We start from the raw sequence: 17605 nt of genomic DNA on the forward strand, positions 1-17605 counted from the left end.
CCTGCTATAGCGTTACCCCGGCCGGAGGTCGGTCTCCTTTCAATAATTTATTGACTATTTAAGAAATTTAGTTAAACGGTAAACCAACGTCATCCACTCCATCTGGGATACTCATAAATCCATCAGAATCAGCGCTCTGTGGCTGTGCGTCCTGAGACTGGGACTTACTTTCTACAAACTCCACTTCATCCAGAACAACGTCTGTGGTATAAACCTTCGTGCCGTCCTGCTTAGTATAGCTGCCAGTCTGGATTCTTCCAGATCCGCCGAGTCTCATCCCTTTAAAGAAATACTTTTCAATGAACTCTGCGGTCTTTCCAAATGCAATGCAACTAATGAAATCTGCGTTTGCTTCGCCCTCTTTTTTGAATCTACGGTCCACAGCAAGGGTAAATCTTGCTACTGCTGTAGAGTTCTGACCCTGTGAATATCTAACCTCCGGATCTCTGACTAAACGCCCAACTAAGCTAACTTTATTCAATTTCTGTTACCTCTCTTTCTAAAACGGGCAATTATCTGTCCGTAATTCTATTGTTTTCCAAGGTTCTGCAACGCACACATGAGCCTGTGGTGCTACTTTCTGGACTTCTGCAACAATTCTATCGTTGTCACATGTTTTACATCCCATATGGCACAATATGACGGTTCTAAGGTCGGTTGAATTGTTCGTCTCCACAATGCCCTTAGTGGTCTGAAGCTCACAGTGCCCCTTTACCTTGTGGCAAAAGTTCGGCAAATCCGAATCTACCATGTCCGCAATGTAGTTGCACTCAATCAGCATGTGATTAATGCGTTGCTTCTTAAAGCTGTACGGACAATACTCCAAGTCGGTCATATAAAGGATTCTCTGTTCATCCGGCAATGGTGTTTTGATGTAAAATCCATTACACCAAGTTCCGTTGTGCGGCACTTCAAAAGCTTGTATGTCAAATCCCCCCAGTTTGAAATGCATCGAGTGAACTTCACCGCTTTCATACGGGGCAATAACTCTTATTCCCATATTGCGCAGGTCTTTTACGCTTCTGCTATGGTCTTTGTGTTCGTGTGTCACGATGCATCCAGCCACATTCCGGATATTCCAGTCCAGACCTTTTTTGATGTCCTTGAGCGGTACGCCGCAATCAAGGATAAGTGTTTCTCCGTTGTTTTCCTGTAACAGATAACAGTTACCGATACTGCCCGTTGAAACTGTCTTTAAGAACATGCTCTACACCTCGATTTCCTCATTCTTCGGGAACTGGAAAACTTTTGGGAGTACCCAAAAATTTGGCTGAACATAACACCCATTTATTTGGTCGTAACCGCCTTCCAGCTCCATCCTCGATAAATATGTCGTTCTCAGCATTTCCATGGCTTTCAAGGCTTTTTCCCTGAACGAATATTCAGCAATTCTCCCGCTAAAAAGGCTATCTGGATATCCTTCGAAATTCCTTGTCGCAATTATGCTATTATCAGCAGCTATGTAAAATATAAATTTTTCATACGGAACATCCATCGTTCCGTCCTGCGAAATAACTCTCATAACGTCCCCCTACTTAATTTCAATATTCGGCACGAGCCTTTCCGGATAAAATACCAGTTCATAATGATATTTGTCCGTGGATTTCGGCTCTACTTGCTCCATCACATAACACGTCCAATCATTCAGATATATGTAGTCTTTATAATAACGATCGTCTCCTGTTTTAAATGTAACCACCAGTTCGTTGTCACTGTTATTGCTTAATGACATATATCCTTCCGCCTGCAACATAATCGTATCTGTTCTGGCATTTGTGACTGTGATTCTACGATATACATTGAACTCGTTAGCTTCTTTGTTGAGATTATGGTTTACTGTGTCTGCGGTGCTGCATCCACACGTGCCTAAAATCATAACTGCTATAAGTGCAGAAATTAAAAGCATTTTAAAAATTTTCTTCATTTTTTCATCTCCCTATTTCATAAACTCTGGCATAGCCTGCTGTCCATCTGATTCTTCAACCATCTTCTGCTCTTCTTCCGGTTCAAATTCCACCGCATTGGCATTAGCTTCAATTTCGTGCTGCACCTGCTCCTGTAACTCTTCCATCGGGTATTTCTTGAAATCATTATCTTCCATTTCCTCTCTCGTATACAGTCCCATAGTCAGTTCCGGGCAGTTAAGGCTTGAAAAGAAAGACGCAGCTCTGTATCTCAGCATCAGCTGTGGCATAGTTTTCCATTTGCTTCCATTCTTCGCAAGCCATCCCTCAGCTTTTGCCATGTCCATATCTACTGTCATACCCTCAACACGTCTGCCATTTTTCATAGTCCATGCCACACAAGAAAATGGTTTTCCCTCTTTGTCCTTTGCTTCGTCAAACTGTAATTCCATGTCGAACTTGCCAGAATTGTTAATAGCTGCAATCAAAAACTTGGAACTCCATGACGGTCTTCCCTGAATCACATACAGATTTTGCATAACCATCAGCGGGCTGACCCTCAGTCGTTGTGCCTGTTCGATCGCGATAAGGCAGTTTGAGTCGTTTTTCTGGAATGTCTGCGGGACAATCGTAGAACTTGAGAGCGCCTTTGCCATCTGCATTGCCATGATGAAGTTATCAGACGTTCCGAAGATCCCCAGGCTATAATCCGTCACTTTGTTTTTCGGCTGTACCACTTCATTTTTCTTTTCCTCTGCTACTGCTACCTGTGTATCTGCCATTTATTTTCCCTCCACCTTCAATTTTTCTTCATTATTTACAATCAGCACTATCAGCTGCCCGTCCACCATATTTCTGATATTCTTCTGATTCTCAGCATCCAGTGATTCGCAATCATCCAACCAGATAGGAGCATTGATTCCTGTAATTTTCTGAATTCCACAGCAAATGTCAGCTTTCCCAAGAATGCGATTGCCTTTATTACTCTTTGTAGTTAAGATTGATTTCCCGTCTACCATAGGAATGCAGACGTTCTTATAAGTGCCTGATTTGTTCAGTTCCCAAAGTTTCCATTTAACTAAATCGAACTTGTTGTTAATCTCATCGGACAGGTAGTCATTCTTTGCCATATTCAATTCATTTAACATGTCTAAGACCTTTTCTGCATCAGCCTGTTTCTGCACTGCATCAAGCTTCGCGCCTTTCAAAGCTTCCAGCCGTTTTTCGTCTTCCTCCGTATTAGCAAACGCAAGCGTTTTTTCGCAATGCAATAAGCTCTTTCTTAACTCTTTTTCCTTTTCCCGTATTCTTTCACGGTATTCTGAAATATCCCCATAATTCTGGAGCTGCTTTTCTTTTTCAGCAATCTTATCTTGCAAATCTTTGTATTCTGCCGTTTCCGTAATATCCGTCAAATCTTCAATCTGATTCAATTTGCATTCCAATTCACTTTTGGCAGACTCAAGCATCTCCAAAGATTCATTATGTTCTTTAACTTCTTTTTCCAGACGAGCCAATTCTAAAATCTCATCATCCAGACGTTTTTTCGTCAGATCTCCATCTACGGCAATTTTCCTAAGTTTGAGTGCCTTTTCCTTTTCAAAATCAGCAATGTGTTTGTTTCTTATTTCATCTGGAATCTCCCGTTTGCAATACGGGCAAAAACGCCCTAATCTTCAACTTTTCGATTATTTTCTTCCGTCCACCTTTTTCTGAATAAATCAATATGTTTCTTATGCCTTTCAATCGTTGTTTTACTAGCGTCAATACCCATTAGAGTATCTTTAATAGTCATTTTAGTATCGGAAATGAGAAATTTCTTTTTAAGGATTTCATCATTAAGCTTTCCTTTCCTTTTAAGAAAAATTTCATCATTTTCATTCTGAAGCTTGGACTGCTTTAGCTTCAATTCAAGAATTTCATCAGAAATCTTTTTAAAACTTTCAAAAATCTTCTCATTCTTCTCCGACTCTTCAACAGTCCGTTTAATGTCTTCTTCAAGCGCATTCTTCTTAAGTTCCAGTTCAGCAACATCAACATCTGATTTAAACTGAATATCTCGCTCTTTTTCCTTGATCTGTCCATCCAAAATCGGCAATTCTTTATTAACATCAGCAATGACCTTTTTATTCATCGCTTCAATTTCATCAGCACTGTATCTCTCAAGTAGCACCGCCAGCGCTGATAATTCTGTTTTTTTCTTCGCGACATCAATGCCGGAAACATCCTCAACTGTTCCAAACAAGAACTCTCTCATTTCTGCCGGTTTCTGGTTCAAAAAAGCATTGATATTGCTACACATCAAAAGCGTTTTCATGTCTGTTTTCAGATACGCATTGAAATCCTTCAGCGTTTTCGGAGCATCGTTGACGAAATATTTATTATCATCCTTATAGGAATCTCCAGACTTACTATATGTACGTCTCTGCACCTTACGCATCGTCACTTCCTTGCCTTCCACATCAAGCACCAGTGTGACAGCTACATCCACATCATCAACCGGTTTCCCGTTTACCTCCCTGCGCACTACTGGGTTATCTCTTAAATCATAGTCGCAATTAAATAAGCACCAGTTATATGCGGTCGCAATGCTTGATTTTCCAATCCCATTTCTTCCCGAAATGCTAGTGAAATCAGAAAAATCAAATGTCTTCTCTACATAATTCATGAAATTTTCCACGATCATCCGTAAAATTCTTATTCGCATCATTACCTCCATTTGGTATATTCCCGGCCCAAAATATTGATAACCTCTGAATTGTTCAAGTGCTCCCCTTTTTCAAGCATCCCTACGAGAATTTCAACCCGAGCCCTTAAAACGATAAGCTCTTTGTATTCCATTCTAGGGATCCGTATTGAATCTACCAGGTTCTGTCCCATTTTCGCCTCCTCAGAAATTTATCAACAAACCGCCTCTTGCCAGTTGCCTTGTTAGAAATGACTAGGTAAAATTCCCGCTCTTCTACAAGCTCCCAATCATCCGCACGCAAATGCATTGCCGAGACTGCTTCTTTCTGCCACCTCACTAATTTTTTTGTTCTCATTGTTCATGTCCCCTGTCCAGTTCGTACAAGTCCATCCGTTTTCTGCCGGACTCCAGTCACATGTGTATTCGTAAAGGCAGGTGTCGCATTCCTTTTTCACTTTTACTTTTTCCATGTGTTGTAAATCCCCCACACAAAAAAAAGAATCAATTCCAGTAAAACAATGGAAATAGCACCTGCTAAAAACGGATTAATATACATTATTTTCCCTCCTTTTAAACTCCTGCAACCATATGTGAAATCGTGAATACTACGCATGCAGCTATAAGAAAAGCTCTCACGAACTTCAATGTGCCTCTCAGCCGTTCCATTTTGCGAATTCTTCTATCACTCCAAATGGACACATAGCTGATTTCCCCTTCTGCCGAGCAATTATAATTCTTCATTTTAGCCAATTTATTCTGCCTCCTTTACTTCAACAAATTGCTTGTTGCGAAGTGTATAGAAGACATTTTCTTTGATGCGTTCTCCATCCACATATTCGGTTTTTACACACACCGGAACTAATACTCCATTTTTATCTCTTCCGTATTCAGCTAAAGTAATCCAACTTCCAATAGTAGCCTTAACAATAGACTTGAATCCGGCAGCCATAATTACTGAGTTTTTTCCTGTTGAATCAATCTTGGCGGAATCTCCTGAACTTCCAATCTGGGCGGAATTTCCTGAACTTCCAATCTGGGCGTAATTTCCTGAACTTCCAATCTGGGCGGAATATCCTGAACTTCCAATCTGGGCGGAATCCTCATCATTGCTTGAAATATCTTCTAATGTTCTACTTGTTTCAAAAGTTGTCTTCTCAATAGTGAAATCAATCGCAGCTTTAATGAATCCTTTTAACCCCAACTTTGCTCCGATATGGAGTTTATTTGTCGCTGATTTGTCATCGCCTCTAACAATGTTTCCAAGCGCTTTCACTTCCGCAAAGTCTGAAAACTTTCCATCTTCATTAACCAATGGATAGTAGTTCAAGCAATCAAATGGATTATTACAATAATGCATCATTCCAGGCAGACAAATGTCTTCTGCCCCTTCTTCTTCGAAAGTTGTGTTTTCCTGGTACTGCTTGTCTTTGCAGATTAATCCTGGCTTAAAAGCCTTGTATCCTTTTTCACCCATTTTTCTTTTCCTCCTCAATCCCAAGAATTTTTCTTACTGTCTCCACATCAACGAATGTACTGTCGATGGTGCTGAGGTATCCTTCCAGCGCCGCAACCCGCCCTGCCAGAAACGCATACTCTTCTCCGAGTGATTCGGGTATGTATGAAAATCTTGTATCGTTCATATTTTCCTTTCTGTGTTATAATCTCCTTATTCCAATACAAGGAGCACTCGATCAAGGTTATTTCTCTTTCGGAAGACACGAGCATTCTTCGATAAGAATTCTCATGTATCTCAGAAAGCCTTTAGCCTGTGTGACGGTCAGATCGTTTTCGGCGATAAGTTCCTTTACAGCTTTCTCCAGATTATTCATCTTCCGACTGTTACACTTCTTCAAGAGAATGTACGATTCCCCTTCGTATGTAGCTGCTATTCGTCCATTTACTAATTTTTCTCTCGTCCCTCTCATCCCCTTTCTGTGGTCTTCCGCCGGTTTCTGAGGTTTTACTCATTTTTGAGTAAAAGTCGTTTCCTTCAGAAAAGCCATATTCTGTCATTCGTGGAAACCAATCATTAAATCTGGTTCCGATTTTCAACTGCTCATGCAGCTCTCTTGCCGACACTGTCTGAGTATCGAAGTCAACTTTTAAAATCTCATTCACTATTTTCGTTTTACCTCTTTCTTGTACTTGTTTTCGTGTGGCTTTTGTTTCTTTCTAACTTTCTTCTTTTTTACCGTTTTTATCGGATTCTTTTTCCCTGTGAAATGATTAAAGTTTGGGGATTTTCCGTATGGCAATATACCTCACTCCTCTTCTGTGGTATAATAGTTAAAACTTTTTCGGAGGTACATATTATGGAATCACTAAACACAGATCACTTGGAACTTGCCATATCTGCCATAACTTTATGCGTTGCAATAATCTGTCCAATTCTCGTTACCATCATCAATAACATTCATAGCGCTCACATGAGAAAACTTGAATTGAAATACGAAAAGCACCTTGCCTACTATCAGAAGCAACAGTCTGTTTTCAACCATTTTTTGGAATTTGCTTCCAAACAATTAGAATCAAATTATCAGAGTGAGCGAACTAAATACATACGCTCTTACCATGAATTGGTTTTATATACACCGTCCGAATACTGGGAACAGCTATCATCTCTCCATGAGTCATTACTCAATAGAAGAAATGATTCCTCTGAAAAATTGCTTGCCGTTACCCAAACATTGGGAAAAATCCTACAAGAATCTGAGCAATTATTCCCAAAATTATAGTGTATAAAAGCCCTGCAATTCGCCATCCATGCTCGGATTTCCCGTGCCAGTAGCTCATAATGCAAGTCAAGAGAACAACTACCGTAATCGGTATTGCATCCAGACTGCTGTAATGAAGCATTTTCACTACGTTTTCATCCCCTTTCCTACCACTTCTTACCTTTCAATCAGCGGATATGCCCCATGCTTTTTTAACAGCTCGTAAAGGAACAATCTGCCTTTCTGTGTCCACTCCGTCTGCATAACAACATCTGCCTGTCCGCTTGATCTGGTAATATCAATTGTTTTGCTGTGGACATATCCAAGTCCTTGATATTGCCGGTATAAAATCCACTGACCGCCGACTTTGTGCTGAACTCTTAAATCATTCAGAATTTTATTGAACGCTTTTGCCGACATCCCATAGTCCTGTGCAATCTGCGTTACCAAAACGGTTGACTTACTATTTAAAATCATGTCAACGTAATTCACTTTCGGCTGCATTTCTGAAATGGTGTTGTTCATTTCCACTACTTCGGTTTCGAGTGCCTGTATCTTCTTGTCCCTCTCCGCAATTTTTTTCTGCGCCACCAGAACCGCATTTGCCAGAAGTTCTTCATCGGTCATGTTTTCCTGTCCGGCGATGTAACCGCCGTTCTTGCGGATGGACGGGAGCACTTCGGATGTGACCCAGTGTTTGAATCGTTTAGCAGATTCTAACTTGCTACCTAATATTGCAGAATATAAACCGCTTTCATTGATAAGCAACGATTTCATATTCATACCATCCAAAATGGATGATTTGGAATCTTCTTCATCAATTCGCTTCATCATATTGCTTGTCTGTGCATATCCAAGTTTGTCCGATATGTCTTTTGCCACAAACCAAGGTTCTCCATCAATAGATACAGTCCGAATTTCACCAAACTCTGAATTTTTGAAAATTTGTAAATCGTTCATCTCCTCATTCCTCTCATCTGCTAACTAGCTCGGCTACTGTAATTCCTGTTACCTTTGAAATTTTTTCCAAAGTGTCAAGTGAAGGCTTTCCGCCCTTTTCCCACTTTCCAATAGTCCCGTTTCCAATGTTACATTTTTTTTCAAATGCAGAAATCGAGATATTGTTCTCTTCGCAATATCTAATGATTTTTTTGTAAATCATCAAGTGTCCCCCTTTCTTTTTTATTTAGATAATGTTCTATTGACATTTATTAGAATATATTCTAAAATTAAGCTACCACACATAATAAAGAACATCTTCTATTTTCTATTCTTTTTGTAGAACATTTTCTAGTTGATAAGGATAGTATATAGATTATGTTCTAGTTTGTCAAGCACTTTTGTAGATTTTCTTCTAGTTTTTCAAAGGGGTGATTGTATGACAGTACTAGAACGCATAAAAACACTATGCAGAGAAAATAAGGGCATCAGCATCACTGCACTAGAGCAAACATTAAAATACAGTAATGGTTCCCTAGCAAAAGCAAAAGATATTCCAAGTAGTAGAATTAAAGAAATTGCAGCTTTTCTCAACGTGAGCACAGATTACCTTCTGACCGGAGAAGAACCCAAGGTAGATTTGTCAGCGCAAGCCGATCTCTGGGTAGCGATCCGGCACGACAAAGAGCTGCTGAATGCATTGGAAAAATACATGGAACTGTCAGACAGAAAGAAAAAGCACGTTATTGAAACAATAAACGTGCTTAGTGAGGTGTAGATATGGAAAAAGGTAAAACTATCAACTGTGCCGGACTAACCCAGCAGCAGAGAAGCGAACTCATAGCCAAATATGAAAATGTTGGTTGGACATTTCGTGGAATCTCAACCGGATTCCCTAGCAATGATTACATTTGGGTTCATCTTGAATGGGAGGGAAATCAACCTCCGATTTATCCCGAACTAGAATCCAGCAATTAGTCCCATGCATATCTGGTGTAAAGAATGCCAGATACCCCCTGCTTTCCAGTTCCTTCTTCGCTTCTTCCGTCCTAGCGATAGCAAGGCACTGGAAAGAGCCTTGATTGTTCATATCGTAAACAGTGCAATCATGATTTTTGTAATCCATGTCCATCATTGTATCCTTTCAGTAAAATCTTTGACAAGATAGGAGGTGAATATTATGGGAGATAAAGAATACGCTTCTCTTTATGCCGTTGCCAAAATTTGTGGTTTCGATAATTCTTTTGATGATTTCAAGAAACTGTACGACCAATACTATTCAGAAACCGTTAATTCGTTACCAGAACCAGATTTAGCCAAGGTAGAAGCAGTATCAAATCCATTTCGGACAAGACGTTAATTTTTGATTGCTTTTAACGCTTCGGTGAGAGAATTGAGTATCTTGCATTCGTTTTGTATCTTCTCAATTTTCTCGCCATCTACCACTTCATGAGCGATTCCTACAGCCATTTGCTCCACAAAATCCTGCAAAGTTCTATGTGCTTTGTCCTCATCCATGCAATACGGCTTTCTCATCGGCCTCATCTCCTCTCCAAAACAATCAAAAAATCATTCTTTGAATTTTCCAAACTTTCGCTGAAATTCCTCGCGGAAATCATCGCCACCATCGTTGCCGGTCTGGTTATTGCCTACCTCACATATCATTTCGGGTGGCAACAGCCCTAAAATTTTCAACAGAATCATCATGTTGAAAACAGGGATAGAATCTCGTTTCCCACTCATCAACGATATGTTGGTCTTGATATTGTTCTTCTGTCAGATTGATTCCAACATATCGGAATCCTTCGACGCTTGTGTCAATGCCGGAATCTTTCTGTTTTCTTTGAAAAAATCGAGAAAATATAGATTTCGGCTTATTTCTGCAATCCTTTTTCATCATTGCAATCCTCCAGAATCACATCTTTAGTCAGCTTGTAAATGTATATCAAGATATCCGTCCGTTTAATCTCCCGGATCATCTCAATAATTTCTTTCCTGTAAAATTCAGTCTCCATTCAAATCCCCCCGATGGAGTCCGCACTCCGGTAGCGATGGCGCAATTATAGAACATATGTTCTGCAATGTCAAGAAGTCCATTTTTTTACAAAATCTTATCTGGGCACATTATTGACACACATTATCAACTAGCGTACACTTTTTTTTATGGGGAATGCACCACAGAAAGCTACATTCCCCAAGCCAGAAGTTGTATTGCCCTTTTAGAGGACAGTTCTATTGTACCGCTTACAGTAAAGGGAGGAAATGCCATGAAAGACACAAAATCGGGGGAATTATCCTCAAAACTGGTTTCAAACCACACTTCACTTACTAGCAACTTGAAACACAATCTTTTGGCATACATGTCTAACATAACTCAAAAAGAACTTGCGGACAAATCCGGCATATCATTCGACACTCTGAAAAATTTGCTCTACCAGAACCCCAAAGACTGTAAATTATCGACAGCCGCATCCCTCGCCCACGCCTTGAATCTCACGATCGATGAGCTGGTCGGCGCTGATACACTTTCCGAAGAAGATGAATCCTGCATCCGAATGTTTCGCTCCATGCCAGAGCATTACCAATACTTTGTCCGCTGGTTCATATGCAGGCAGTATCAAGTAATGAAATCCGGCTACCGCCAAGCCCGAAAGACTATCCCTATCATGGACTTGGATGAACACACAGATGGGACATTTCACATTCCCGGCAACTTACATTCTCTCGACATCACTGACATTCCGGCAAACATAAAACCTCAAATTTTCTGTGGACTCTCCGTCAATACGAACTATTATATGCCGTTCTGTAGTCCGTTCGATACACTTCTAATCGCCAATGACCGACCGCCAAAAGCAAACGAGAACAGTGTCATCGTCTATGGCGACAATGTTTTTATTGCCAGGCGAAGCCCTTTCCCAAACGCATCCGGTGTTCACGAATACTACAGCATCCGGGACGGCAAATTTCGATGTCTGGAAACTGATATTGATGATGTCTTGGGATATATCCCTTATGTTTTCAAGCCAAGGTGCTAAATTGTCAGGCTGATGTCTTCTGTATGAACAGTAAGATATGCACCGCCACTACTGCCTTGCGCCGGAATATACACATGCGCAAACAGAGAATAATTTCCTGATAGCCCGCTTACATCCACGACGCTTGTTGCCAGATCCGAATTAGATGCCCTGCTTATGCTCGCCACAAACGCATCCGTTGACATTCCCGTGGCGCCAAAGCCGAATTTCACTGCATCACCCCAATCTCTCTTCGTCGAGCTACTTGAACCTTTGTATCCACTGGTTGAAAGCTCTACATTCAGCTTTGTATATGCAGTCACATCAATCGGATCGGACAGTCTGAAAAGACCTTTAAGGCCCGTTGAGGAACTACCCACTCCCCCTTTGATTCCCAAATACTTGTAAGAACTACCTAATAATTCCAGACTATTCCACGGATAGTTCTGTCCGTACAAATGCCAAGCCCTATCTTTAGAAAAACCCAAATATCCGTTATAGAAATTGATCTTTTCGGTAGAGAATGAGCCAGTTACTTCTTGCAGTTTAAGCGTAGCCCCTTTATATTTTCCGGTAACGCCTGCAATCGTCACGCCCTCTTTTATGGTATATGGAGTCAAACCGCAATAATTAGCCAGAGTACTCAGCGGAACACGCGCCTGCACATTGCTCCTGTAAAATCCCTCTGGAAGCTGGTTAATGGCGATATAATCAGAACCATTTCCAAGGGTTCCATTTTGCGTAACGCTACGTTCTGGGAGTGTCCCCGTCTGCTTTTCTCTTAACTGCGTATTGTAAAATGTCTTTCCTGATAACACCTGATTCGCAGCCGCATTTCCGGTCAGTTCAAGTGTCCCCGTCACAGGATCACCATTCGAATTTACAAATACTTTTCCTTTTTCCACGTCTCCTGCCGTAGCGGTCACGCTGTCAATATCAACATATCCACCGCCACCAGGAATCCAGATTTTTCCCATTTCATGTTCCTTTCTAATACGTGCCCGTAATACCTAGAGTTGTAACTCCTTTTTTCAGCTTGTCAGCCGTCAATCCCAAGAGGCTCCTAAGTGTTGCGTAGCTTATCCGCACTTCTGGTGCCCAGCTATAGCCATTCTTCCGATATATTCCAGACGGGGCATTCAGCACAAGATATCCGCCCGAAATCGAACCACTGCCATACTGATTGGTTCCGCGTTCAACGATGGTTCCGCTTTGCTTGTTCTGTGGGTCGTTTGAATAAAAGGTTCGTCCGGATGATACATCCCCTGTTCCTGCTGTTCCGGACAGTGCAAGAGTGCCTTGTACCAAATTTGCATCGATATCCAGAATCACTTTTCCCAAAACCACATCCCCTGCCGTTGCCGTAGTCACATCCAGATCCACAGAAGAACCACCACCAGCCATTCTAACCTGTCCCATGCTATACCCCCTTTAAGCCTACCGTAACATCTGTCGCCGGTTTTTTGTATGTCTTAAAGCTAACATATCCATCTCCCGTGACTGCCGTACCAGATGCCACAATTCCAAACGCTTTACTATATGCCAGCTGAGTCGATGTGTCAGCCCCATCCTCCAACGCGCTCACAAGAAGCGGCTCATCTTCTGCCGTCACTCCATCAAGGCTAAGTTGCTGTGAATATATTCCAGACGCTTCTATTTGATTCCAGCCACTAGCGGTAAGCGTAACTGTCGTCACATGATTCAAACGATTAACCGCCGCATTCGTTTCATTGATATCCTTCGCCGCGAAAGTGCTACCCTCCTGTGAATAAACCGTCTTGTCGGTAAGGCTGATCGTTCCATCGCTATTTGTAGTTTGCTTGTATTTCCTCGCGCCGCCGTCCTTGATAATATCATCCTTATAGTCAGTTTTTAATGCCATTAACACTTCACTCCTTTCATGTTTCCTAGCCGAATTTCCAGCTTTCTCCTGTTTTTTGCCTGATTTTTAAGCATATCAGACAATGTATACAGTCCATTAATCAGCCGATTCAGTTCGTCATATTTGATGAATTGTCCATTGTCATAGAACGTTTTTGTTTCTCCTATATCCTGTGTGAAAACATGCTTGTTAATGATTTCCAGATTTTCTTCTATGCGGTTAAAATCTTCTGCATAGAAGTAATCATCATAAGTCTTGATTGGGCGCATGGTTTTAATCTGAAAGCTCAAATACAGCTCATTTGCCATAGAATTTAGATCCATTATCATAGCTCGAAGCTGCATATAATCGCTCCAATTAAATTTGCTTGTTGAATTAAAGGGATTTGGCATTTCATCCTCCTTCCGCATGATTAATTAATCTCATTATATGTGACGTTTTTTATGTGCCTTGGCTGTGCCAGAAAACGCACCATTAATGATAGCTCATGCTCATAAATTCTAGCATTCACACCGTTCGAAATTTTATTTTCCAAAAGGACAATATCCCCAGAATCAATTCTCGGCTCCCCGGCATAGGTAATATTGTAATTAATATTGTTCTCATAATAATGCCCAAGCCAATTTGCCAATTTTTTTGCCAACTCATCGTCACTAATGAGCGGGTTTTCCCAGGTTTTCACAATGCCAACACTATTAATCGTCTTCGCTGTCGGTCTGTTGGTAACTACATATTCTTTACACGTAGCTGTAAGCTCATGTTCTCCTGAAAGGCTCTTTGTATCGACAGTAGCATAATAGCTGCTGCTGTCAATAACTGGAAGAACTGTTTCATCCGCTTTCACTTCAATTTCATACGATGGATTAGAAAAGTAAAATGTATATGTGTCATATTCTGTTAAATCCACTTTTTCCTGAAAGCTATTATTAACCTTATCAGACAACCTATAAAGACTTTGTACCACCTCAACCCTGGAAACCTTTTCTTCCTGAATGCTATCTGGCGATTCTTTCATGATATTGTAATCCATACTATAGTCTGAATTACCACCAAATATGATATTATCAATTGCAACTCTGGCGTTCGGATATCCCTTTATAAATTCCAGTGTCATTTTATCAAACAAGTTTAACTCATCTGTAATTCCGCATAACAATTCTTCATTTTGTACAGCTATTTCCTGTACTGTAGCGCCTTGATAATACGTGGTAATTTTAAACTCTCTTGGTGCGGTGCTTTGGAACTGTATTGTGAATCCAAAAAATGTTGCACTTGCTTCCAAAGTAATCGTCACGACAGGATTATTTGTAAAATTCCCGTTCTCATCCGCAACACTTTCACTGACATAACCTATTGTTGGCAGATACGCACCTGCTCTCGGAAGAAACATCATCGTACCATCTAACGAGGAAAAGTCTTTACTTGCCATAGCATAAAAATCTTGTTTTCCAGATAGGACGTTTCCAACAATACTGAACTCCGTCTGATTATCACTTGTAACTTCCATATTTGGAACTATAGTGTTAAATATCCGAACCTTTCCAGAGCGATCAGCGCTCAATATGCATCTTCCAGCATTTGCTATAATTTGTAACGCTTCGCTCTGTCTTACTACTGGCATCGGATTTTTTACCACTAATGTTTTCAGATACGGATCAATAGAATACTCTTCCGGCAAGAATCCTGCATCTTCAAACACATCCACCGCCAAGTCATAAAGCTGATTCCATTCTCCCGATACTGACCACGATAATAAGTTTCGTTAAGTTTCATATCGAACACATCTACCAGTGTAAACTTCGCCTCTTTGTCCGTTGCGCTCCAGCTTTTCAACAATGCAACTGTGTCCGGCAGCCATTCAATATCTCCATTTCCCGTGACATCATAGCCAAAGCGCACATACATCTTCTGCCCTTGCTCCATATAGGTAATTGCGCTTTCCTGGCTGTCTGGATTGTAATAAAGGTTCTGGTTGTCAACCGTCAACGTCATATCATGGCTAGGCAGCGATTCCGAGATGGCTGACACATATTCTTTATAGCTGTAGCTCTTAACCTGCTTGTTCGTAAACGTATTGGAGATACCGCAAGTGAATTGCTCGATTCTAAGCCGCCCTTGCCCGTTTACAAGCGTTTTAGGAGTGATAACCATATAAGTTATGGCATCAAACGTATCCTCTGTCACAAACGTCCGTGAAGCGTTTGAGTAACTTTTCGTTCCGCTGTCATATTCAATATCAAGCGAAGTCGGGTAATATTCCCCAAAATCAATGGTAACACCCTTGATGTCCGCAACTGCACCATCAAAATCAATATAAATGCTCCCCAATAATTCATTAGTTACCAGTCCGTTGTTGTAATACTCGTAGTTGCTTCCCTCCGGCGGCAAAAAATACATGCTCCCGTCCAGATACGAGAAATCCTGTTCACACGTTGCATATCGTCTTTCCACCGAATTTTCCTTAAATGGTTCTGTGTTGTTTGTGAAGTATGCAAAGCCATTCTTGTCCCAATCAGCAACCACATTATTCTGTGCCACAGAACTAACAATACCAATTCTGGCGTTGATATATGCCCGATTTCTGATCGGCTGTTTCATGGCCTTTTTATAGGCAGCACTTGCTTTTTGCATTTCTCATCACTCCAATCCGCAGTCGATCAAGTTAAACTTGCAGTTTTCGTATTTAGTAACTACGTGTGTTTGCGGATCGGCAAAGATAGGTTTAGCTTCTCTGTCTCCTGGATACATAGTTATTGTGATCGGTTCCCCTGTCCGATAGTCCTCAAATGTCACTGGCACATAAAACGGCTCTATCGCCGCCAGCATATTTTTCCAGGTTTCAGCATCTAGCATCGCCCACTCCAAATTATTGAGTTTATACAGGTCCCTGCCAATTTTCTGACCGATAACTGCATTATTCGCATTTCGCCCTGCATTGACCGTTGTCGATATGATGTAGCTAAAGCCCACCCTCGGACAAGGGAATTCAACCCCATTCACTACCAGAAAAGAGGATAGTCCTTCTCCGGACTTGACAGTTCTATATGCCACACAAACACCTCCTTTTTGATATTTTCTTTTGATAAATTTACGAAGTAAATTTATGTTTTCTTTTTTCTTACATTCTTATATTCTTACATTCTTGTTTTGTGGTTCGTCTGGTGGTTCGTTCGGTGGTTCATCTGGTGGTTCACTAGGTAGTCCGCCTGCTGGTTCGTTCAATTTTACAAATATATAAAAACTATTGATTTTACAACAATTATCGGCTTCGCATTGCTGGTTCGACCGCAAGTTCATTTTAAGATCACTAGGCGATCATGAAAGCGATCACTCAGCGATCACCAAATTCACTACCAAATAGGGAATTTTTATTGAAACAAATCTTCCATAACCGCTCTTTTTTTGCAGTATTTCTTGATTTTAGAAATGCACCTGTCACAGATCCGAATATCATATATTCGCTCTCTTACGTTTTGTCTCCATTCTAGCCCCACCACTCCATCTCCTTTAAGATCTGAGCATCTGATAGTGATTCCATCGCTGTGGGCTATCTTTTTTTCACAAATATCGCATACTTCAATTACTGCCATAGTTCCCCCTCCTATTAAAGCTCATAATCTGGATAAACCGCTTCCCAAACACTACGATGGTACGTATTCACCTCTCCATAATTAGCATCAAAAATCTTTTTTACCTCGTATCCCATCTTGTCACCGGCGGCTTTTAATCTTCTCCATTTGAAAGTCTTCCATGGTACTCCATTCAGCGCTGCTACACGCTTGATAGAATACCAATCCTTAGAAGTGTCAAGCTGTGCTTGCAGTTCAGCCTCTCGATCAAGACTTTCCAAGAGCTGTGCTATAGCATCCCGATATGTCATTGGCGTGCCACTGTTATCCTTCTTCGAGAAATATTCATCCACAAGGTGATCATACACTTCCCATGCCTTATCTGTATTTAGAGATTTTGCATGGAGGAATGCCCCTTTTTCTGTCCAAAGATACAATTTATTGAGGTTGGTTGGCAAATCGTGAATTTCACGAAACGCCCGAAGGGAATCTCCTTCAAGTAAAATAAAATGTTTTCCAAGAATATACCTATCCTTGTTATGATTAAAATTGTATGAAATCGTTTTGTTGTCTGTCCCATACGCTTCAGCAATCTGTTGAGTCGTCAGGACTCTCTGGCATCTATATTCTGTTATTTTTAATTCGTTCATAATCACACTCCACTCCTTTTTTAACGCAAAAAACGCCCACCAGACATAGTTTATCCACTACATCTGGCGAGCGTGCTGAATTTTTGCATTTTGCCGTCCTTGCTCAATTCTCCTATTCTGTTACAACCTGTTCATCCCTCTCACGGCCCCGGGCAGATCTACAGAACTCGGTTAAATTTTCTGCAATTATTATACCAAAATCACACCGCCGAGTCAACATCTGGCATGTATTCTGCTCACA

The 17605-nt window shown here is 40.9% G+C and carries 31 protein-coding genes; 5 read left to right on the forward strand and 26 right to left on the reverse strand.

The annotated features are described in order from the left end of the window. Window positions 1-67 precede the first annotated feature (67 nt). From DWZ16_RS10825 to DWZ16_RS10875, 12 genes are all read right to left on the reverse strand, one after another. Window positions 68-481: a single-stranded DNA-binding protein gene (locus DWZ16_RS10825; protein WP_118522786.1), complete on the reverse strand. Its 414-nt coding sequence runs from the start codon at window positions 479-481 to the stop codon at window positions 68-70. Window positions 482-499: 18 nt separating this feature from the next. After that, window positions 500-1204, reverse strand: a complete 705-nt coding sequence (locus tag DWZ16_RS10830; RefSeq protein ID WP_118522787.1) for an MBL fold metallo-hydrolase — start codon at window positions 1202-1204, stop codon at window positions 500-502. A gap of 3 nt (window positions 1205-1207) precedes the next feature. After that, window positions 1208-1522, reverse strand: coding sequence for a hypothetical protein (locus DWZ16_RS10835; protein WP_118522788.1), 315 nt, complete (start codon window positions 1520-1522; stop codon window positions 1208-1210). A gap of 9 nt (window positions 1523-1531) precedes the next feature. Continuing rightward, entirely contained in the window at window positions 1532-1924 is a 393-nt protein-coding gene (locus DWZ16_RS10840; RefSeq protein WP_118522789.1) for a hypothetical protein, read from the reverse strand. A 12-nt stretch (window positions 1925-1936) separates the two neighbouring features. Then, window positions 1937-2686 carry a recombinase RecT gene (locus tag DWZ16_RS10845; RefSeq protein WP_118522790.1) on the reverse strand — a complete coding sequence of 250 codons (750 nt, stop codon included), beginning with the start codon at window positions 2684-2686 and terminating at the stop codon, window positions 1937-1939. Next, window positions 2687-3421: a hypothetical protein gene (locus DWZ16_RS10850; protein WP_118522791.1), complete on the reverse strand. Its 735-nt coding sequence runs from the start codon at window positions 3419-3421 to the stop codon at window positions 2687-2689. A gap of 152 nt (window positions 3422-3573) precedes the next feature. Further along, a complete protein-coding gene (locus DWZ16_RS10855) occupies window positions 3574-4623 on the reverse strand; it encodes an AAA family ATPase (RefSeq protein WP_118522792.1) in 1050 nt (349 codons plus the stop codon). Beyond that, window positions 4614-4784 (reverse strand): hypothetical protein, encoded by a 171-nt coding sequence (locus tag DWZ16_RS15510; protein ID WP_182427342.1) that lies wholly within the window; start codon window positions 4782-4784, stop codon window positions 4614-4616. Before DWZ16_RS15510 ends, DWZ16_RS10855 begins: the two co-directional genes overlap by 10 nt. 96 nt (window positions 4785-4880) lie before the next feature. After that, on the reverse strand, window positions 4881-5063 hold the full coding sequence (locus tag DWZ16_RS15515; RefSeq protein WP_182427343.1) for a hypothetical protein: 183 nt from the start codon (window positions 5061-5063) through the stop codon (window positions 4881-4883). Window positions 5064-5344: 281 nt separating this feature from the next. Then, window positions 5345-6067, reverse strand: a complete 723-nt coding sequence (locus DWZ16_RS10870; RefSeq protein ID WP_118522795.1) for a hypothetical protein — start codon at window positions 6065-6067, stop codon at window positions 5345-5347. After that, on the reverse strand, window positions 6060-6233 hold the full coding sequence (locus tag DWZ16_RS15520) for a hypothetical protein (RefSeq protein ID WP_182427344.1): 174 nt from the start codon (window positions 6231-6233) through the stop codon (window positions 6060-6062). The genes DWZ16_RS10870 and DWZ16_RS15520 overlap by 8 nt, the downstream gene beginning before the upstream one ends. Window positions 6234-6432: 199 nt before the next feature. Continuing rightward, window positions 6433-6711 (reverse strand): antA/AntB antirepressor family protein, encoded by a 279-nt coding sequence (locus DWZ16_RS10875; RefSeq protein ID WP_243022004.1) that lies wholly within the window; start codon window positions 6709-6711, stop codon window positions 6433-6435. 194 nt (window positions 6712-6905) lie between these two features. Between DWZ16_RS10875 and DWZ16_RS10880 the strand changes: the two genes are divergently transcribed. Next, window positions 6906-7328, forward strand: a complete 423-nt coding sequence (locus tag DWZ16_RS10880; protein WP_118522797.1) for a hypothetical protein — start codon at window positions 6906-6908, stop codon at window positions 7326-7328. Window positions 7329-7484: 156 nt separating this feature from the next. On the opposite strand, the gene DWZ16_RS10885 is transcribed toward DWZ16_RS10880, so the two are convergent. Both DWZ16_RS10885 and DWZ16_RS10890 read right to left on the reverse strand, forming a co-directional pair. Further along, a complete protein-coding gene (locus tag DWZ16_RS10885; RefSeq protein ID WP_118522798.1) occupies window positions 7485-8267 on the reverse strand; it encodes a phage antirepressor in 783 nt (260 codons plus the stop codon). Between the two features lie 13 nt (window positions 8268-8280). Next, a complete protein-coding gene (locus DWZ16_RS10890) occupies window positions 8281-8469 on the reverse strand; it encodes a helix-turn-helix domain-containing protein (protein WP_118522799.1) in 189 nt (62 codons plus the stop codon). A 216-nt stretch (window positions 8470-8685) separates the two neighbouring features. On the opposite strand from DWZ16_RS10890, the gene DWZ16_RS10895 reads away from it, so the two are divergent. The 3 genes from DWZ16_RS10895 (at window position 8686) to DWZ16_RS10905 (ending at window position 9606) form a co-directional block, all read left to right on the forward strand. Further along, complete coding sequence (locus DWZ16_RS10895; protein WP_118522800.1) at window positions 8686-9024, forward strand: helix-turn-helix domain-containing protein; 339 nt, start codon at window positions 8686-8688, stop codon at window positions 9022-9024. 2 nt (window positions 9025-9026) lie between these two features. Then, the gene (locus DWZ16_RS15360; RefSeq protein WP_147353419.1) at window positions 9027-9224 is read left to right on the forward strand and encodes a hypothetical protein; all 198 of its coding nucleotides are present in this window, start codon (window positions 9027-9029) and stop codon (window positions 9222-9224) included. Between the two features lie 202 nt (window positions 9225-9426). Next, a complete protein-coding gene (locus tag DWZ16_RS10905; protein ID WP_118522802.1) occupies window positions 9427-9606 on the forward strand; it encodes a hypothetical protein in 180 nt (59 codons plus the stop codon). Here DWZ16_RS10905 and DWZ16_RS10910 read toward each other — a convergent pair. From DWZ16_RS10910 to DWZ16_RS15525, 3 genes are all read right to left on the reverse strand, one after another. Continuing rightward, window positions 9603-9782: a hypothetical protein gene (locus DWZ16_RS10910; RefSeq protein ID WP_118522803.1), complete on the reverse strand. Its 180-nt coding sequence runs from the start codon at window positions 9780-9782 to the stop codon at window positions 9603-9605. The genes DWZ16_RS10905 and DWZ16_RS10910 overlap by 4 nt on opposite strands. A gap of 118 nt (window positions 9783-9900) precedes the next feature. Further along, complete coding sequence (locus tag DWZ16_RS10915; RefSeq protein ID WP_147353420.1) at window positions 9901-10146, reverse strand: hypothetical protein; 246 nt, start codon at window positions 10144-10146, stop codon at window positions 9901-9903. After that, a complete protein-coding gene (locus tag DWZ16_RS15525) occupies window positions 10121-10261 on the reverse strand; it encodes a hypothetical protein (RefSeq protein ID WP_182427345.1) in 141 nt (46 codons plus the stop codon). Before DWZ16_RS15525 ends, DWZ16_RS10915 begins: the two co-directional genes overlap by 26 nt. A 252-nt stretch (window positions 10262-10513) precedes the next feature. Between DWZ16_RS15525 and DWZ16_RS10920 the strand changes: the two genes are divergently transcribed. Further along, window positions 10514-11284: a helix-turn-helix domain-containing protein gene (locus DWZ16_RS10920; protein ID WP_182427346.1), complete on the forward strand. Its 771-nt coding sequence runs from the start codon at window positions 10514-10516 to the stop codon at window positions 11282-11284. On the opposite strand, the gene DWZ16_RS10925 is transcribed toward DWZ16_RS10920, so the two are convergent. The 9 genes from DWZ16_RS10925 to DWZ16_RS10965 form a co-directional block, all read right to left on the reverse strand. Continuing rightward, window positions 11281-12240, reverse strand: a complete 960-nt coding sequence (locus DWZ16_RS10925; RefSeq protein ID WP_118522806.1) for a hypothetical protein — start codon at window positions 12238-12240, stop codon at window positions 11281-11283. The genes DWZ16_RS10920 and DWZ16_RS10925 overlap by 4 nt on opposite strands. A 13-nt stretch (window positions 12241-12253) precedes the next feature. Further along, window positions 12254-12682, reverse strand: coding sequence for a hypothetical protein (locus tag DWZ16_RS10930; protein ID WP_118522807.1), 429 nt, complete (start codon window positions 12680-12682; stop codon window positions 12254-12256). A gap of 1 nt (window position 12683) precedes the next feature. After that, on the reverse strand, window positions 12684-13145 hold the full coding sequence (locus DWZ16_RS10935; protein WP_118522808.1) for a hypothetical protein: 462 nt from the start codon (window positions 13143-13145) through the stop codon (window positions 12684-12686). After that, complete coding sequence (locus tag DWZ16_RS10940) at window positions 13145-13555, reverse strand: hypothetical protein (RefSeq protein ID WP_147353421.1); 411 nt, start codon at window positions 13553-13555, stop codon at window positions 13145-13147. Before DWZ16_RS10940 ends, DWZ16_RS10935 begins: the two co-directional genes overlap by 1 nt. Window positions 13556-13557: 2 nt before the next feature. Next, the gene (locus DWZ16_RS10945; protein WP_147353422.1) at window positions 13558-14844 is read right to left on the reverse strand and encodes a hypothetical protein; all 1287 of its coding nucleotides are present in this window, start codon (window positions 14842-14844) and stop codon (window positions 13558-13560) included. After that, a complete protein-coding gene (locus DWZ16_RS10950; protein ID WP_118522811.1) occupies window positions 14790-15776 on the reverse strand; it encodes a hypothetical protein in 987 nt (328 codons plus the stop codon). The genes DWZ16_RS10945 and DWZ16_RS10950 overlap by 55 nt, the downstream gene beginning before the upstream one ends. A 6-nt stretch (window positions 15777-15782) precedes the next feature. Continuing rightward, window positions 15783-16196 (reverse strand): hypothetical protein, encoded by a 414-nt coding sequence (locus DWZ16_RS10955; protein WP_118522812.1) that lies wholly within the window; start codon window positions 16194-16196, stop codon window positions 15783-15785. A gap of 317 nt (window positions 16197-16513) precedes the next feature. Further along, entirely contained in the window at window positions 16514-16735 is a 222-nt protein-coding gene (locus DWZ16_RS10960; RefSeq protein WP_118522813.1) for a hypothetical protein, read from the reverse strand. 14 nt (window positions 16736-16749) lie between these two features. Further along, the gene (locus DWZ16_RS10965) at window positions 16750-17364 is read right to left on the reverse strand and encodes an ORF6N domain-containing protein (protein WP_118522814.1); all 615 of its coding nucleotides are present in this window, start codon (window positions 17362-17364) and stop codon (window positions 16750-16752) included. Window positions 17365-17605 lie beyond the last annotated feature (241 nt).

This window comes from Clostridium sp. AF29-8BH (assembly GCF_003478145.1).
Lineage (GTDB): Bacteria > Bacillota > Clostridia > Lachnospirales > Lachnospiraceae > Otoolea > Otoolea fessa.

Coding starts and splice junctions, on each gene's coding strand:
- DWZ16_RS10830 (WP_118522787.1), bottom strand. CDS start 1,204: ATGTTCTTAAAGACAGTTTCAACGGGCAGTATCGGTAACTGTTATCTG.
- DWZ16_RS10835 (WP_118522788.1), bottom strand. CDS start 1,522: ATGAGAGTTATTTCGCAGGACGGAACGATGGATGTTCCGTATGAAAAA.
- DWZ16_RS10840 (WP_118522789.1), bottom strand. CDS start 1,924: ATGAAGAAAATTTTTAAAATGCTTTTAATTTCTGCACTTATAGCAGTT.
- DWZ16_RS10845 (WP_118522790.1), bottom strand. CDS start 2,686: ATGGCAGATACACAGGTAGCAGTAGCAGAGGAAAAGAAAAATGAAGTG.
- DWZ16_RS10855 (WP_118522792.1), bottom strand. CDS start 4,623: ATGGAGGTAATGATGCGAATAAGAATTTTACGGATGATCGTGGAAAAT.
- DWZ16_RS15510 (WP_182427342.1), bottom strand. CDS start 4,784: ATGGGACAGAACCTGGTAGATTCAATACGGATCCCTAGAATGGAATAC.
- DWZ16_RS15515 (WP_182427343.1), bottom strand. CDS start 5,063: ATGGAAAAAGTAAAAGTGAAAAAGGAATGCGACACCTGCCTTTACGAA.
- DWZ16_RS10870 (WP_118522795.1), bottom strand. CDS start 6,067: ATGGGTGAAAAAGGATACAAGGCTTTTAAGCCAGGATTAATCTGCAAA.
- DWZ16_RS15520 (WP_182427344.1), bottom strand. CDS start 6,233: ATGAACGATACAAGATTTTCATACATACCCGAATCACTCGGAGAAGAG.
- DWZ16_RS10880 (WP_118522797.1), top strand. CDS start 6,906: ATGGAATCACTAAACACAGATCACTTGGAACTTGCCATATCTGCCATA.
- DWZ16_RS10885 (WP_118522798.1), bottom strand. CDS start 8,267: ATGAACGATTTACAAATTTTCAAAAATTCAGAGTTTGGTGAAATTCGG.
- DWZ16_RS10890 (WP_118522799.1), bottom strand. CDS start 8,469: ATGATTTACAAAAAAATCATTAGATATTGCGAAGAGAACAATATCTCG.
- DWZ16_RS10895 (WP_118522800.1), top strand. CDS start 8,686: ATGACAGTACTAGAACGCATAAAAACACTATGCAGAGAAAATAAGGGC.
- DWZ16_RS15360 (WP_147353419.1), top strand. CDS start 9,027: ATGGAAAAAGGTAAAACTATCAACTGTGCCGGACTAACCCAGCAGCAG.
- DWZ16_RS10905 (WP_118522802.1), top strand. CDS start 9,427: ATGGGAGATAAAGAATACGCTTCTCTTTATGCCGTTGCCAAAATTTGT.
- DWZ16_RS10910 (WP_118522803.1), bottom strand. CDS start 9,782: ATGAGAAAGCCGTATTGCATGGATGAGGACAAAGCACATAGAACTTTG.
- DWZ16_RS10915 (WP_147353420.1), bottom strand. CDS start 10,146: ATGATGAAAAAGGATTGCAGAAATAAGCCGAAATCTATATTTTCTCGA.
- DWZ16_RS15525 (WP_182427345.1), bottom strand. CDS start 10,261: ATGGAGACTGAATTTTACAGGAAAGAAATTATTGAGATGATCCGGGAG.
- DWZ16_RS10920 (WP_182427346.1), top strand. CDS start 10,514: ATGAAAGACACAAAATCGGGGGAATTATCCTCAAAACTGGTTTCAAAC.
- DWZ16_RS10925 (WP_118522806.1), bottom strand. CDS start 12,240: ATGGGAAAAATCTGGATTCCTGGTGGCGGTGGATATGTTGATATTGAC.
- DWZ16_RS10930 (WP_118522807.1), bottom strand. CDS start 12,682: ATGGGACAGGTTAGAATGGCTGGTGGTGGTTCTTCTGTGGATCTGGAT.
- DWZ16_RS10935 (WP_118522808.1), bottom strand. CDS start 13,145: ATGGCATTAAAAACTGACTATAAGGATGATATTATCAAGGACGGCGGC.
- DWZ16_RS10940 (WP_147353421.1), bottom strand. CDS start 13,555: ATGCGGAAGGAGGATGAAATGCCAAATCCCTTTAATTCAACAAGCAAA.
- DWZ16_RS10950 (WP_118522811.1), bottom strand. CDS start 15,776: ATGCAAAAAGCAAGTGCTGCCTATAAAAAGGCCATGAAACAGCCGATC.
- DWZ16_RS10960 (WP_118522813.1), bottom strand. CDS start 16,735: ATGGCAGTAATTGAAGTATGCGATATTTGTGAAAAAAAGATAGCCCAC.
- DWZ16_RS10965 (WP_118522814.1), bottom strand. CDS start 17,364: ATGAACGAATTAAAAATAACAGAATATAGATGCCAGAGAGTCCTGACG.